The 13,969-nt window shown below is 74.1% G+C and carries 12 protein-coding genes; 5 read left to right on the top strand and 7 right to left on the bottom strand.

Translation table 11 applies throughout. The annotated features are described in order from the left end of the window. Positions 1-96: 96 nt before the first annotated feature. From O7604_RS13150 to O7604_RS13140, 3 genes are all read right to left on the bottom strand, one after another. Positions 97-390, bottom strand: coding sequence for a type II toxin-antitoxin system PemK/MazF family toxin (locus O7604_RS13150; RefSeq protein ID WP_187693959.1), 294 nt, complete (start codon positions 388-390; stop codon positions 97-99). Next, positions 380-637, bottom strand: coding sequence for a DUF6364 family protein (locus tag O7604_RS13145; protein WP_181726592.1), 258 nt, complete (start codon positions 635-637; stop codon positions 380-382). The genes O7604_RS13150 and O7604_RS13145 overlap by 11 nt, the downstream gene beginning before the upstream one ends. A gap of 72 nt (positions 638-709) precedes the next feature. Further along, a complete protein-coding gene (locus O7604_RS13140; protein WP_281579748.1) occupies positions 710-1,405 on the bottom strand; it encodes a class I SAM-dependent methyltransferase in 696 nt (231 codons plus the stop codon). Between the two features lie 146 nt (positions 1,406-1,551). Between O7604_RS13140 and O7604_RS13135 the strand changes: the two genes are divergently transcribed. Genes O7604_RS13135 through O7604_RS13115 form a run of 5 tightly spaced genes read left to right on the top strand, consistent with a single transcriptional unit; the run spans position 1,552 to position 9,089 of the window. Next, positions 1,552-3,663, top strand: a complete 2,112-nt coding sequence (locus O7604_RS13135; RefSeq protein ID WP_281579747.1) for a molybdopterin oxidoreductase family protein — start codon at positions 1,552-1,554, stop codon at positions 3,661-3,663. Further along, entirely contained in the window at positions 3,660-5,132 is a 1,473-nt protein-coding gene (locus O7604_RS13130) for an FAD-dependent oxidoreductase (protein ID WP_269704034.1), read from the top strand. The genes O7604_RS13135 and O7604_RS13130 overlap by 4 nt, the downstream gene beginning before the upstream one ends. Next, positions 5,129-7,657, top strand: coding sequence for a nitrite reductase large subunit NirB (nirB, locus tag O7604_RS13125; protein ID WP_281579746.1), 2,529 nt, complete (start codon positions 5,129-5,131; stop codon positions 7,655-7,657). The genes O7604_RS13130 and nirB overlap by 4 nt, the downstream gene beginning before the upstream one ends. Next, entirely contained in the window at positions 7,654-8,001 is a 348-nt protein-coding gene (gene nirD, locus O7604_RS13120; protein ID WP_269704032.1) for a nitrite reductase small subunit NirD, read from the top strand. Before nirB ends, nirD begins: the two co-directional genes overlap by 4 nt. Beyond that, a complete protein-coding gene (locus O7604_RS13115) occupies positions 8,001-9,089 on the top strand; it encodes a uroporphyrinogen-III synthase (RefSeq protein ID WP_269704031.1) in 1,089 nt (362 codons plus the stop codon). The genes nirD and O7604_RS13115 overlap by 1 nt, the downstream gene beginning before the upstream one ends. An 11-nt stretch (positions 9,090-9,100) precedes the next feature. On the opposite strand, the gene O7604_RS13110 is transcribed toward O7604_RS13115, so the two are convergent. From O7604_RS13110 to O7604_RS13095, 4 genes are all read right to left on the bottom strand, one after another. After that, positions 9,101-9,718, bottom strand: a complete 618-nt coding sequence (locus tag O7604_RS13110; protein ID WP_269704030.1) for an ATP/GTP-binding protein — start codon at positions 9,716-9,718, stop codon at positions 9,101-9,103. After that, positions 9,699-10,061: a DUF742 domain-containing protein gene (locus tag O7604_RS13105; protein ID WP_030501578.1), complete on the bottom strand. Its 363-nt coding sequence runs from the start codon at positions 10,059-10,061 to the stop codon at positions 9,699-9,701. Before O7604_RS13105 ends, O7604_RS13110 begins: the two co-directional genes overlap by 20 nt. 62 nt (positions 10,062-10,123) lie before the next feature. Then, the gene (locus O7604_RS13100) at positions 10,124-10,531 is read right to left on the bottom strand and encodes a roadblock/LC7 domain-containing protein (protein ID WP_013288588.1); all 408 of its coding nucleotides are present in this window, start codon (positions 10,529-10,531) and stop codon (positions 10,124-10,126) included. After that, positions 10,528-13,575: a sensor histidine kinase gene (locus O7604_RS13095; protein WP_281579745.1), complete on the bottom strand. Its 3,048-nt coding sequence runs from the start codon at positions 13,573-13,575 to the stop codon at positions 10,528-10,530. Before O7604_RS13095 ends, O7604_RS13100 begins: the two co-directional genes overlap by 4 nt. Between the last annotated feature and the right edge of the window lie 394 nt (positions 13,576-13,969).

Genomic DNA, 13,969 nt, shown 5'->3' with positions numbered 1-13,969 from the left:
GGCGACGCTGTCAGCCCGTGGTTTCCCGGGCGTGCCCCGCACGCGTCGGCACGGCAACGGAGATCGCACGTCCGCCGGACGGCGTCGGTGAGGCGGTCACAGCTCCTGGAGGATCCGCAGTGCCCGGCCGACCCGCTGCATGGTCTCGGTGTCCGCCACGTCCACGCACTCGGCGAACCACTTCTTCATCGGTGAGGAGATCCGGTCGGGCATCACCACGTACGGGCCCATCGGCACGGCGAGCGGCGAGTCGCGTAGCAGCGACTCCTCGACCACCTCGGCCACGATCACGATGGGTACCGCGGTGGCGTTGTAGACGTCGGAGCTGATCACCAGGCCGAACCGTTCCCGGGCGCCGGAGATGCGCCAGACCTCGCCCCTACGCAGCACGCGGACGCCCGCCGAACAGGGCGTCGTCGACGAGCGCGGCCTCCTGGGCGTCGGCCAGGGCGGCGGATTCCAGGTCGAGGCCGGCCCGGCCGACCGCGTCGGCGTGCGCGGTGAAGACCTCGCGCAGCGCCTTCTCCCGGGCGGCCTGGTCCATCCAGGCGGAGAGGGAGAGCCCTTCCCGCTTGGCGAACCGGCGCGCCTCCTCGATGGTCTCGTCGGAGAACGACAGCGTCACCTTGGCGGTCATGTCGGGAAGACTACCCAGCGGTATGACCAGTAGTCATCCTCGTCCCCACCGATCGGGGAAACGGACAGCGGCTCAGGGACGCCGCCCGCCGAAGACCGCGAACCGCCACTCCTTGAAGAAGCAGTCCACGTCCACCAGGCCCGCCTCGGTCAGCCACCGGCACTGGTCGGCCACCGTGGCGGGCCGGTCGTGCCGCATCCGCTCCCGGGCCCCGGCGATCTCCTCGGCGTCGGAACCCAGCTCGGTGATCCGCGCGGTCCACACCTCGTCGTAGCGGCGGTCCAGCGCCGGGGTCGGCCCGGCGACCTGCTCGGCGTTGACGAACACCCCGCCGGGCGCCAGCGCGTCGGCGGCCCGCCGGTACAGCGCCCGTTTGCCCTCGTCGTCGAGGTGGTGGATGGCCAGCGCGGACACCACCGCGTCGTACCGGCCGGCCGGCAGCGGGTCGGCCAGGTCGGCGTGGACGGTGCGGTGCGGCACGCCACGCTCCCGCAGGTGTCCGGCGGCCACCGCGAGCATGCCGGGGGCGCCGTCCACCAGTGTCAGGCGCACGCCCGGGACGGCCGCGGTCAGCAGGAGCGACAGCAGGCCGGTGCCGGCGCCCAGATCCAGCACCTCGGGGGTACGCCCGGCGGCGAGCGCGGCGCGCAGCGGCGGTGCGGCCACCTCGACAGCGGTGCCGTAGAAGGCGTCGAAGCAGGGCACCAGGCGGCGTCGGGCCTGGTCGTAGGTGCCGGCCACCGCGTCGAACGCGTCCGTCACGCTCATTCTGCCTCCCGTTATATGAGATTTCTGTCCCACATTCTAAGCCCTGCGGAACGTCTCGTCACGCGGGTGCGGTGTGAAGCGCTCGTGACAGGACCGAAACAGAGCAGACCCGGACCGGAAACCGCCCGACGGCACGCTTTTCCGACATGACAGACGGTGCACGCACGGCGACGCGAACGGAGCCACGCTCCGTCGAGGCCGCCACGCACTGCCCGTACTGCGCCTTGCAGTGCGGGATGGTGCTGCGCGCCACCGGCGACGGTGTCGTGGTCGGCGCGCGCGACTTCCCCACCAACCGCGGCGGGCTCTGCCAGAAGGGCTGGACCGCCGCCGACCTGCTCGACCACCCGGACCGGCTCACCACTCCGCTGCTGCGCGACCGGCCCGGTGCCGACCTGCGCCCGGCCACCTGGGACGAGGCGCTCGACCGGGTCGCGGCCGGGGTCCGGGACGTGCAGCACCGGCACGGCCCGGACGCGGTGGCGGTCTTCGGCGGCGGCGGCCTCACCAACGAGAAGGCGTACGCGCTGGGCCGCTTCGCCCGGGTGACGTTGCGGACCCGGCACATCGACTACAACGGGCGCTGGTGCATGTCCTCGGCCGCCGCGGCCGGCAACCGGGCGTTCGGCATCGACCGTGGGCTGCCGTTCCCGCTCGCCGACCTCGGCCGCGCGGACACGCTGCTGCTGGTCGGCGCGAACCCGGCCGAGACCATGCCGCCGCTGATGCGGCACGTAACCGACCTGCGCGAACGCGGCGGCCGGCTGATCGTGGTCGACCCGCGCGCCACCGCCACCGCCCGCCAGGCCGACCTGCACCTGCAACCGCTGCCCGGCACCGACCTCGCGGTGGCGAACGCGCTGCTGCACATCGCGCTCACCGAGGGCTGGCTGGACCGGGCGTACGTCGAAGAGCGGACCACCGGCTTCGACGAGGTCCGGCGGACGGTGGCCGGCTACTGGCCGGCGGAGGTGGAACGGCTCTCCGGCGTGCCGGTGGCCGACCTGTACGCGACCGCCCGCGCCCTGGCCACTGTGGATCGGGCGATCATCCTCACCGCCCGGGGCGCCGAGCAGCACGCCAAGGGCGTCGACACGGTCACCGCCCTCATCAACCTGGCGCTCGCCCTGGGCCTGCCCGGCCGACCCGGCTCCGGTTACGGCTGCCTGACCGGGCAGGGCAACGGGCAGGGCGGCCGGGAACACGGGCAGAAGGCCGACCAGCTGCCCGGCTACCGGCGCATCGACGACCCGGCGGCCCGCGCGCACGTCGCCGGAGTGTGGGGCGTCGACCCGGACACGCTGCCCGGGGCGGGGGTGCCGGCGTACCAGCTCCTCGACGCGCTCGGTACGCCGTCCGGCGCGCGGGCGCTGCTGGTGTTCGGCTCCAACCCGGTCGTGTCCGCACCCCGCGCCGCCCGGGTCGAGTCCCGGCTGCGCGCCCTGGACCTGCTCGTGGTGGCGGACTTCGTCCGCTCCGAGACGGCCGAGCTGGCCGACGTGGTACTGCCTGTCGCCCAGTGGGCCGAGGAGGACGGCACGATGACCAATCTGGAGGGCCGGGTGTTGCGCCGCCGCGCGCTGCGTGAGCCACCCGCCGGCGTCCGTACCGAACTGGAGATCCTCGCCGCGCTCGCCGGACGGCTGACCGAGGGCGGGACGCCGCTGCCGGCCGACCCGCGCGAGGTATTCGCGGAGCTGGGCCGGGCCTCGGCCGGCGGGCCGGCCGACTACGCCGGGATCACCTGGGACCGGATCGACGCCGACACCGGTGTGTTCTGGCCCTGCCCGGACCGGGACGGCCCGGACACGCCCCGGCTGTTCGCCGACCGCTTCCCCACCCCGGACGGCCGGGCCCGGTTCCACGCCGTGACCCACCGCCCGGCCGCCGAGCCGGTGTGCGCCGACTACCCGCTGCACTTCACCACCGGCCGGGTGCTCGCCCAGTACCAGTCCGGCGCGCAGACCCGGCGGGTGGCCGCGCTGCGCCGCGCCGCGCCGGGCGGCTTCGTCGAGCTGCACCCGGACCTGGCGGGCCGGATCGGCGTGGCCGAGGGGGCACCGGTACGGGTGGTCTCCCGCCGGGGTGAGCTGCGCGCGCCGGCCCGGCTCAGTACGGCGATCCGGCCGGACACCGTCTTCGCGCCGTTCCACTGGCCCGGCGCGCAACGCGCCAACTCGGTCACCAACGACGCGCTCGACCCGGTCTCCGGGATGCCCGAGTTCAAGATCTGCGCGGTCCGGGTGGAGCCGGCATGAACGACCGCATCGTCGTCGTCGGCTACGGGATGGCCGGCGCCCGGCTCGCCGCCGAGCTGCACGCGCGCGGCGGGGACCGGCGGATCACCGTGCTCGGGGCGGAACCGCACCGCGCGTACAACCGGATCATGCTCTCCACGCTGCTCGCCGGACGCATCGGCGAGCCGGACGTGGAGCTTGTCGAAACCGTCGGACCGGGCGTCCAGGTCCGCACCGCCGCGGCGGTCACCGCCGTGGACCGCGCCGCCCGGGAGGTGGTCACCGCCGACGGCGACCGGCACGGGTACGACCACCTGGTGCTCGCCACCGGCAGCCGGGCCGTGGTGCCGCCGCTGCCCGGCCTCGCGTCGCTGCCCGAGCGGGTCGTCCCGTTCCGCACGCTCGGCGACTGCCGGCGGATCCTCGCCGCCGCCGAGGGCGCGCGCCGCGTGATCGTGCTCGGCGGCGGGCTGCTGGGCCTGGAGGCCGCCCGCGGGCTGGCCACCAGGGGCCTGGACGTGACAGTGGTCCACCCGGTCGGGCACCTGATGGAACGCCAGCTCGACCCGCCGGCTGGCGCGGTCCTCGCGGGCACGCTCGCCGGCCTGGGCGTCCGGTCCCGGCTCGGGGTGGCGGCCACCGCCGTGAGCGCGGACGCCACCGGCGTCCGCCTGCACCTGGGCGACGCCGAACCGCTCGACGCCGACCTGCTGGTGCTCTGCTGCGGGGTACGCCCCGACACCGCGCTCGCCGCAACGGCCGGGCTCGCCGTCGAGCGGGGCGTGGTGGTGGACGACCGGATGCGGACGAGCGACAGGCGGATCTCGGCGATCGGCGACTGCGCCCAGCACGACGGGACGCTGACCGGGCTCGTCGCGCCAGCCTGGGCACAGGCCCGGGTGGTGGCCGACGTGCTGACCGGAGCGGATCCGCTGGCCCGCTACCGGCCCCGCCCGGCGGTGACCCGGCTCAAGGCGGCCGGCATCGACCTGGCCGCGATGGGCGACGTGGACGGCACCGGCGACCCGGGCGGCCCGGTCGAGGAGCTGACCTTCGCCGATCCGGCCCGGGGCACCTACGCCCGGCTGCGCATCCGGGACGAGCGGCTGACCGGCGCGATCCTGCTGGGCGACAACCCGGCGGTCGGCACCGTGGTGCAGCTGTTCGACAGGGGCGCGCCGGTGCCGGCGGACCGGCGTTCGCTGCTGCTCGGCCGGGCGTTCGGCGAGGCACCGGCCGGACCGGCCGCGTCACCGGCGCTGATGCCGGACGCCGCGACCGTGTGCCGGTGCAACGACGTGAGCAAGGGCGAGCTGGTGGCGTGCTGGCGGGCGGGCGCCCGGTCGGCGGCGGCGCTGTCCGCGGCGACCCGGGCCGCCACTGGCTGCGGCAGCTGCCGGGACGCGGTGGCCGGCATCGCCGGGTGGCTCGCCGAGGCGGATCCGTCCACAACCGACGAGGTACGCGAGACGGTGGAGGTGGCGTCATGAGCGAGCGAAGCAGGCTTGTCGTCGTCGGGAACGGCATGGTGGGGCAGCGCTTCGTCGAGGCGCTGCGAGCCCGGGACACCGACGGGCGGTGGCGGGTCACGGTGCTGGCCGAGGAGCGGCGTCCGGCGTACGACCGGGTGCGCCTCTCGGCCGTCTTCGACGGGGTGGACGCCGACGAGCTGACCGTGCACACCCCCGACCCCGGGGTGGACCTGCGGCTGGGCGAGCCGGCCACCGGCGTCGACCGGGCCCGGCGGGTGGTGACCACGGCGGCCGGTGCGTACCCGTACGACGCGCTGGTGCTCGCCACCGGCTCGTACGCGTTCGTGCCGCCGGTCGACGGCACCGATCTACCAGGCGTCTTCGTCTACCGGACGCTGGACGACCTGGCCGCGATCCGGGAGCACGCCCGGGGCCGCCGTACCGGCGCGGTGATCGGCGGCGGACTGCTCGGGCTGGAGGCGGCGAACGCGTTGCGGCTGCTCGGGCTCACCACGAGCGTGGTCGAGTTCGCGCCCCGGCTGATGCCGGTGCAGGTGGACGAGGCGGGCGGGGCGATGCTCCGGCGGTACGTCGAGGAGCTGGGCGTCACGCCGTACCTCGGGGTGGCCACCACGGCGCTGCGTCCCGGGCCGGACGGCTCGGTGGCCGCGCTCGACCTGGCCGACGGCCGCAGCCTCGACGCGGAGCTGGTGGTGGTGGCGGCCGGGATCCGGCCGCGTGACGAGCTGGCCCGCGCGGCCGGGCTGCCGCTGGGCCCGCGCGGCGGCGTGCTGGTGGATGCGTCCTGCCGGACGGCCGACGAGCGGATCTGGGCGGTCGGCGAGTGCGCGGCGGTGGACGGGGTCTGCCACGGTCTGGTCGCGCCCGGGTACGCCACCGCCGAGGTGGTGGCGGACCGGCTGCTCGGCGGCGCGGCCACGTTCCCCGGCGCGGACACCGCCACGAAACTCAAGCTGCTCGGCGTGGACGTGGCGTCGTTCGGTGACGCGCACGGCGTCACCCCCGGCTGCCTCGACGTGACGTACACCGATCCGGCCACCCGCTCGTACGCGAAGCTGGTCCTCTCCGACGACGCGCGGACGCTGCTCGGTGGCGTGCTGGTCGGGGACGCGAGCGCGTACCCGACGTTGCGGGCCAGTGTCGGCGGGCCGCTGCCCGGTCCCCCGCTGGCGTTGCTGGCGCCGGCCGGCGGCGCGGGTGCCGGTGCGGGCGCGTTGCCCGCCGGCGCGCAGGTCTGCTCGTGCAACGCGGTGACCCGGGCCGACCTGGACGCGGCGATCGCCGGTGGGGCGACCGACGTGCCGGCGTTGAAGGCGTGCACCCGGGCCGGTACGAGCTGCGGTTCGTGCGTGCCGATGCTGAAGCAGTTGCTGGACGCCGCCGGGGTGCGTCAGTCCACCGCGCTGTGCGAGCACTTCGACCACAGCCGGCAGGAGCTGTTCGACCTGATCCGGGTGCGGGGCATCCGCACGTTCTCCCGGCTCGTCGCCGAGCACGGGCGCGGCGGCGGGTGCGACATCTGCAAGCCGGTGGTGGCCTCCATCCTGGCCTCGCTCGGCACCGGGCACGTGCTCGACGGCGAGCAGGCGTCGCTCCAGGACACGAACGACCATTTCCTGGCCAACCTGCAACGCGACGGCAGCTACTCGGTGGTGCCCCGGATTCCCGGCGGCGAGATCACCCCGGAGAAGCTGATCGCGATCGGCGAGGTGGCACGCGACTTCCGGCTCTACACGAAGATCACCGGTGGGCAGCGGATCGACCTGTTCGGCGCGCGGGTCGACCAGTTGCCGCAGATCTGGCGGCGGCTCGTCGACGCGGGCTTCGAGTCGGGTCACGCCTACGGCAAGGCGCTGCGCACCGTGAAGTCCTGCGTGGGTGACACCTGGTGCCGCTACGGCGTGCAGGACTCGGTCGGGCTCGCCGTCGCGCTGGAGCTGCGCTACCGGGGCCTGCGCGCGCCGCACAAGCTCAAGTCGGCGGTCTCCGGCTGCGCCCGCGAGTGCGCCGAGGCCCGGAGCAAGGACTTCGGGATCATCGCCACCGAGAGCGGCTGGAACCTGTACGTCGGCGGCAACGGCGGTTTCCGGCCCCGGCACGCCGACCTGTTCGCCACCGACCTGAGCACGGCGGAACTGGTCACGCTGATCGACAGGTTCCTCATGTACTACATCCGCACCGCCGACCGGTTGCAGCGCACCGCCGCCTGGATCGAGGCCATGGACGGCGGCCTGGACCACCTCCGGTCGGTGCTCGTGGACGACTCGCTCGGGCTCTGCGCCGACCTCGACGCGGCGATGGCCCGGCACGTCACGAGCTACTCCGACGAGTGGCGCGACGTGCTGGAGGACCCGGACCGACTGCGCCGCTTCACCTCCTTCGTCAACGCGCCCGACGTGCCCGACCCGTCCATCACGTTCACCCAGGAGCGGGGCCAGCCGGTGCCGGCCCGGGGCGCGCCCCCGGACGGCGGACACCGCCGCCAGCCCGTCGTGCTGGGACTGCCGGAGGTGCGCCGATGAGCCCCGTCGTCACGCTGGACTGGACACCGGTCTGCCCGCTGGACCGGCTCGACCCCGACCGGGGCGTGGCCGCGCTCGTCGGCGGCGTCCAGGTAGCGGTCTTCCGCACCGCGAACGGCCTGTACGCGGTGGACAACCTCGACCCGGTCGGCGGCGCGTACGTCATGTCCCGCGGCCTGGTGGGCAGCCGGGGCGGGGTGCCCACGCTCGCCTCACCGCTGCACAAGCAGGTCTACGACCTCACCACCGGGCGGTGCCTGGACCTGCCCGGCGTGACGCTGCGCCGGCATCCGGTGCGCTGCCGGGACGGCCTGGTCGAGGTGCGGTTACGGCAGGAGGAATGATGCGGGACGAGCTGGCCGGCTTCACCATCGGGGTCACCGCCGACCGGCGGCGCGACGAACTGGCCGCGTTGCTCCAGCGGCGTGGGGCGCGGGTGGTGCTCGCTCCGGCGCTGCGGATCGTCCCGCTGGCCGACGACACCGACCTGCGTGAGGCCACCCGGGCCTGCCTGGAACACCCGCCGGACGTGCTGATGGCGAACACCGGCATCGGCATGCGGGGCTGGCTGGAGGCGGCCGAGGGCTGGGGGCTGGCCGAGCCGCTGCGCGCCACGCTCGCCGGGGCGTACGTGGTGTCCCGCGGCCCGAAGGCGACCGGGGCGATCCGCGCCGCCGGGCTGCGCGAGCACTGGTCGCCGGATTCGGAGAGCTGCGACGAGGTGGTCGAGCACCTGGTCCGGCGCGGGGTGGCCGGCCAGGTGGTGGCGATGCAGCTGCACGGCGAGCGGCAGCCCGAGTGCGCCGACGCGCTGGTGGCCGCCGGCGCCACGGTGATCGAGGTGCCGGTCTACCGGTGGGCTCCGCCGGCCGACCCGGCGCCGCTGCACCGGCTCATCGACCTGGTGGCCGGGCGACTCGTCGACGCGGTCACGTTCACGTCGGCCCCGGCGGCCGAGGCGCTGCTGCGGGCGGCCGGGGACCGCACCGAGACGGTGCTGGAGGCGCTGCGCGGCGACGTGCTGGCCGGGTGCGTCGGCACCGTCACCGCCGAGCCGCTGGTCCGGCGCGGGGTGCCGGTGAGCGCGCCGAGCCGGGCCCGCCTGGGCGCGCTGGTGCGCACCATCGTCGAGGAACTGCCCCGGCGCACGATCTCGGTGAAGGCGGCCGGGCACGTGCTGACGCTGCGCGGGCACGCCGCGGTGGTGGACGGGGAACTGCGCCAGCTGGCGCCGGCGCCGATGGCGGTGCTTCGGGCGCTCGCGGCGTCGCCGGGGAAGGTGCTGTCCCGCACCGCGTTGCTGCGGACGCTGCCGCGCGGCGCCGACGAGCACGCGGTGGAGATGGCTGTCGCCCGCCTGCGGGCCGGGCTGAAGGCGCCCCGCGTGGTGCAGACGGTGGTCAAGCGGGGGTACCGCCTGCGGGTCGACTGACCCGCAGGCGGTCAGCCCACCGAGGCCGCGTAGCCGTGCTCGGCCTGGAGGCGGAGCATCGCGTGCTCGACCACCGTGACCAGCACCTGCTTGACCGAGTCCCGCCGCCGGGCGTCGCACAGGACCATCGGCACGTCCGGGGAGATGGCGAGCGCCTCCCGGACCTCCTCCAGCTCGTAGTGCGGCGCGTCTTCGAAGCGGTTCAACGCCACGACGTACGGCAGCTTGCGGTTCTCGAAGTAGTCCAGCGGCGCGAACGCGTCGGTGATCCGGCGGGTGTCCACCAGCACCGCCGCGCCCACCGCACCCCGGATGATCTCGTCCCACATGAACCAGAACCGGGTCTGGCCGGGCGTGCCGAACAGATAGAGGATCAGGTCCTCGGCCATGGTGATACGGCCGAAGTCCATGGCGACCGTGGTGGTCTCCTTACCCGGTACCTTCGACGCGTCGTCGATGCCCACGCCGGCCGCGGTCATCAGCGCCTCGGTGGTCAGCGGCTGGATCTCGGAGATCGCCCCGACCAGGGTGGTCTTGCCCACGCCGAAGCCGCCCGCGATCACGATCTTCGCGGAGATGATCTCCCGGCCGCGGTTCACCCCGTCGGGGTCATAGTTCGCGAAGTCCACTTAGCACCCTTCCAAGCAGGTTCATTCGCGCCGCGAAACCCGTTGCGGGAGCGGCAGTGTGTAGCGTCAGCAGGCCCTCGGCCACCATGTCGGCGACCAGCACCCGGGTGACGCCCAGCGGCATCCGGGTGTAAGCGGCGATTTCCGCCAGCGACTGCGCCCGGCCTTCACAGACCGAGGAGATGCGGTACTTGTCGTGCCCGGCGAAGCGCGCCTCGGCCGACTGCGTCGGCGTGCTCGACAGCACCGCCTCGAGCGCGATGTTCTGCAACGGCTCGGTGCGGCCCCGGGTGACCGCGTACGGCCGTACCAGCGCGCCACGTGGATCACGTCGCGGTTCCATCTCGCGATCACCTCCCCTCGTTCGGAGCCGCACCGGCTCCGGTCCTCAGCTCCCCGGTCCGTTCAGGAGCGGACGGCGTCTCTCGGCAGCGGGACCAGCGCCTGGCCGACCCGCTCCACCAGCAGCGCCATCTCGTAACCCACCTGGCCGACGTCGCAGCTGCGCGCCGCGAGCACCGCCATCGACGAGCCGTCGCTGATGGACATCAGGAACAGGTAGCCGCTGTCCATCTCGATCACGGTCTGCAACACCCCGCCGGCGCTGAACATCCGCGCCGCGCCCTCGGTCAGGCTCACCACACCCGAGGTGATCGCGGCGAGCTGGTCGGCCCGGTCCCCGGGCAGGTCCCGGGAGGAGGCGAGCAGCAGTCCGTCCGCGGACACCGCCACCACGTGCGCGATACCCGCAACGCTGTCGGCGAAGTTGGTGAGAAGCCACCCCATGTCCTGCATGGCCGCCGGCCTGTTCATCGGTTCGTCTCCTTGGTCGAGGTGCTGTTCAGGTCGGCGCCGGCCGTACGGCCCCGCTGGACGCCACGGTGGTAGGCGGAGAGCAGGCCGCGTACCTCGTCCGGCGTGCGCCGGCTGCGGTCCCGGCCGCTCTTCGGCTCTATCCCGCCGGGCACGAGCTGGGCCTGCGGCACCCGCTTGGGCAGGCCGGAGCGGGTGGTGCCGCCGGTGGTGGGCTCCGCGGCACGGCTGGCCCGCGACCAGCCCTCGTCGGCCGCCGTACGCCAGGCCTCCGGGTCGATCGACGGAGCGGGCGCGGGCGTGGCGGGTGGCGCCGGGGGCGGCGTCGCGGCCGCCGGCGGCGTGGACGGCACCTCCGGCGGGCTGTACGCCGGCGGCGTGGTGGTCAGTCCCGACGCCTGGGCGCCGGGGGTACGGGTGGGCAGCTTCGGACGTGCCGACGCCGCGGGGGGCGCCACGGCGGGCTGGGCCGGCGCGGGCGGCTCGTCGAACGTGGGCCGGGTGAAGATGGTGGTCTCGTCCTCTCCGTGCGAACGGAACCAGACCGCCTCCATCTCCCGGAATATCGGCGCCTCGGCCCGCTGCTCGGGCCGGGCCACCACGGGCGTCGCCGGGGTGCTGTCCACCGCCGGCGCCGCGGCGAGCGGCTGGTAGGCCGGAGGTGCGGCCTGGGTCGCGGGTTGCGCGGCATCGACGCCCGGCGTCCGCTTGGGCAGGGGGTCGAGTGCGGGGTACGCCACCGTCGGTCCCCCGGCGGACCAGCCCGCTCCGGAGACCGGAGCCGGCGCGGTCGCGGGCGCCGCGGCCACCGGGGCGGGCGCCGCCACGGTGGGCAGCGCGCCGGTCGCCCCACCCAGTTGTACGGCGGGCGTGGTGTCGCGCGTCTCGGCGGGCGTCTGCCACCGCGACGGCGGGGCGGTGGTCGCCCCCCGCCACCCGTCGGCGAGCGTCGCGGTGGCGGCGCCCCGGCCCGCTCCGGCCAGCGCGTCGGCGGCGCCGACCTGGCTGAGCGGCGACTGCTCGACGGCGAGCGGCTGACGCGGCCGGGTCAGCGGGGCCTGGCCCCGGTTGGCCGGCAGCACCACCGTCGAGTTCGGCAGCGTGACCTGGGCGACGGTGCCGCCCTCGACGTTGCGGCGCAGTTCGACGCGGATGCCGTAGCGGGAGGCGAGCCGGCTCACCACGGCCAGACCCATCAGCCGGAACGCGGCCACGTCGACGGTCGGCGGGGCGGCCAGACGCCGGTTGAGCGAGTCGAGCTGGTCGTCGGTGAGGCCGAGGCCCCGGTCCTCGACCTGGATCAGCACGTAGTCGCGGATCCGGCGGCCGTCGGCCACCACAGTGGTGTTCGGCGGCGAGAACCGGGTGGCGTTGTCGAGCAGCTCGGCGACCAGCCGGACGACGTCGTTGACGGCGTGCGCGGCGACCGAGATGTCGGTGTCGACGGTGCCGAACTCGATCCGGTTGTAGAGCTCGACCTCGGACTGCGCGGCGCGGAGCACGTCGACCAGGAGCGCGTCGTCACGACGCGGTACGGCCGAGTCGGCGCCGGCCAGCACCAGCAGGTTCTCGTCGTTGCGGCGCATCCGGGTGGCCAGGTGGTCCAGCTCGAACAGCTGCGCCAGCCGCTTCGGGTCCTCCTCGGAGCGCTCGATCGCGTCCAGCTCGCCGATCATCCGGTCGACCAGGCTCTGCGAACGGCGCGCCAGGTTGAGGAACATCGCCGAGACGCTCGTCCGCAGCGCGGCCTGCTCGGCCGCGACCCGGACCGCCTCGCGGTGGACCACGTTGAAGGCCACCGCGACCTGACCGACCTCGTCGCGGTTGCTCAGCTTGATCGGGTCCCGGACCTGCTGGACGATCTCGTCCACGCCGCCGTCGCCGATGGCGTTGACGTTCTGCAGCCGGCTCACCGCGTCCGGCAGGTCGTGGTTGGCCACCGCGAGCGCGCCCTCGCGCAGCCGGCGCAGCGAGTCGTTGAGCGAGCGGGCCAGCACCACCGCGAGCGTCACCGCGACGGCGAGCGTGAGCAGCACGAGCAGGCTCTCCACGATCGCCTGCCGGATCACGTCGGCGCGGGCCTCGTCGGCGTCCGCGAGCATCTCGTCCAGGAGCTGGATCTCGGCCCACCGCATCAGGTCGTCGACCGCGCCGATGGCGGCGGACGCCTCGTCGCGGGTGACCGGCCCGGGACGCCCGACGGACCGGGAGATGTCGTTGGCGACCCGGTCGGCTAGCTGCACGGCGTCGCCGGAGACGGTGCGCTCCACCAGGGCGCGCTGGCTCGGCGTCGCGGTCCGGGAGAAGGTCAGCAGCGCCTCCTGCTGGCCGGTGAGCGTGGCCACGAAGGACGAGAACTGTTCCTCGTCGATCCGGTTGCCGTCGAGGGCGGTGAAGGCCACCGCCTGCTCCTCGGCCACCTCGGCCTTGGCGTGGGCGAACGCGGCCACCGCGCGACGGGCGTCGGCCAGGCTCTCCGCGCCCGGCTGCTGGGCCAGCGCGTCGCTGTACGCGACCAGGTCGTCGAGCACGATGCCGTAGCGCAGACTCGCCTCGGCCACCGGCATCTGCAACCGGTCCAGCACCTCCTGGCGGGTGCCGTTCAGCGTGGACAGGTGGGCGTCGATCACCTTGAGCTGGTTGCCGATCGCGTCCGGCAGGTCGCCGAGCTTGCCCCGCTCGTCCTGGTACGCCGCGATGCGCTCGTCGGTCTGCCGCACCCGCAGGTTGTACGCGTCCGGCTTCTGGTTCGGGTCGGCCAGGAAGACCGCCGCCGCCATCCGCTCCTTGTGCAGGTCCTGGGTGAGCGCCGAGATGTCGACGGACACCGCGCTCAGCGACCGGACCCGGTCCGCCTCGTACGCGCCCTCACCGACCGAGATGAGTCGGATAGTTGCCAGCGCGATGACAGCTGCCACCGGAACGACCAGGATGAGGGCAAGCTTGGAGCGGATCCGCGCGTCGCGCAGCCTGGGCAGGCGCCGGCGGCGGTTCCGCTGTTCGGCGTTGGGGCTCCCGGGCAGGGTCGTAGGTCCGGTGCTCACGACATCGCCTCCGTCGTTTCTTCCACGCGCGACCCGCTGACCCGTGCCTGGTGCAGCGGCCAGCGCCACGCGCGGCACGGCCGCGATTTCATCAGACGAGATCCTGTTTGGGAAGCCGCAGTGAGGCAGGAAACGGTCGTGGTCACCGCAACCCGTGATCCGATCACCTAATACCTTCTTTTCTCCAACCCCCTGATCAGGGGATGTCACTCCAGAGTGGTCACGCGCTTCTGTGCAGTAATTGTCAGTTAATGTTCCGTGTCCCCAGCATGTGGGATGGCTGTCCCGAAACAGCACTCGACATCCCCGCTTGACCACAGGCCCCGGCATTGGCAAGGTTTTGCAGGCTTCGCGCACACCGTACGGCACACCAATCCCGTTCCTCCACTGAGGA

It is taken from the genome of Micromonospora sp. WMMA1947 (assembly GCF_027497355.1).
In the GTDB taxonomy this organism is placed as follows: Bacteria; Actinomycetota; Actinomycetes; order Mycobacteriales; family Micromonosporaceae; genus Micromonospora.
This window is presented reverse-complemented; position numbering and strand designations above follow the sequence as displayed.

Excerpts from the sequence above, each read along its gene's own strand:
- O7604_RS13140 (WP_281579748.1), bottom strand. The coding sequence starts at position 1,405 with ATGAGCGTGACGGACGCGTTCGACGCGGTGGCCGGCACCTACGACCAG.
- nirB (WP_281579746.1), top strand. The coding sequence starts at position 5,129 with ATGAGCGAGCGAAGCAGGCTTGTCGTCGTCGGGAACGGCATGGTGGGG.
- O7604_RS13135 (WP_281579747.1), top strand. The coding sequence starts at position 1,552 with ATGACAGACGGTGCACGCACGGCGACGCGAACGGAGCCACGCTCCGTC.
- O7604_RS13100 (WP_013288588.1), bottom strand. The coding sequence starts at position 10,531 with ATGAACAGGCCGGCGGCCATGCAGGACATGGGGTGGCTTCTCACCAAC.
- O7604_RS13130 (WP_269704034.1), top strand. The coding sequence starts at position 3,660 with ATGAACGACCGCATCGTCGTCGTCGGCTACGGGATGGCCGGCGCCCGG.
- O7604_RS13105 (WP_030501578.1), bottom strand. The coding sequence starts at position 10,061 with ATGGAACCGCGACGTGATCCACGTGGCGCGCTGGTACGGCCGTACGCG.
- nirD (WP_269704032.1), top strand. The coding sequence starts at position 7,654 with ATGAGCCCCGTCGTCACGCTGGACTGGACACCGGTCTGCCCGCTGGAC.
- O7604_RS13115 (WP_269704031.1), top strand. The coding sequence starts at position 8,001 with ATGCGGGACGAGCTGGCCGGCTTCACCATCGGGGTCACCGCCGACCGG.
- O7604_RS13145 (WP_181726592.1), bottom strand. The coding sequence starts at position 637 with ATGACCGCCAAGGTGACGCTGTCGTTCTCCGACGAGACCATCGAGGAG.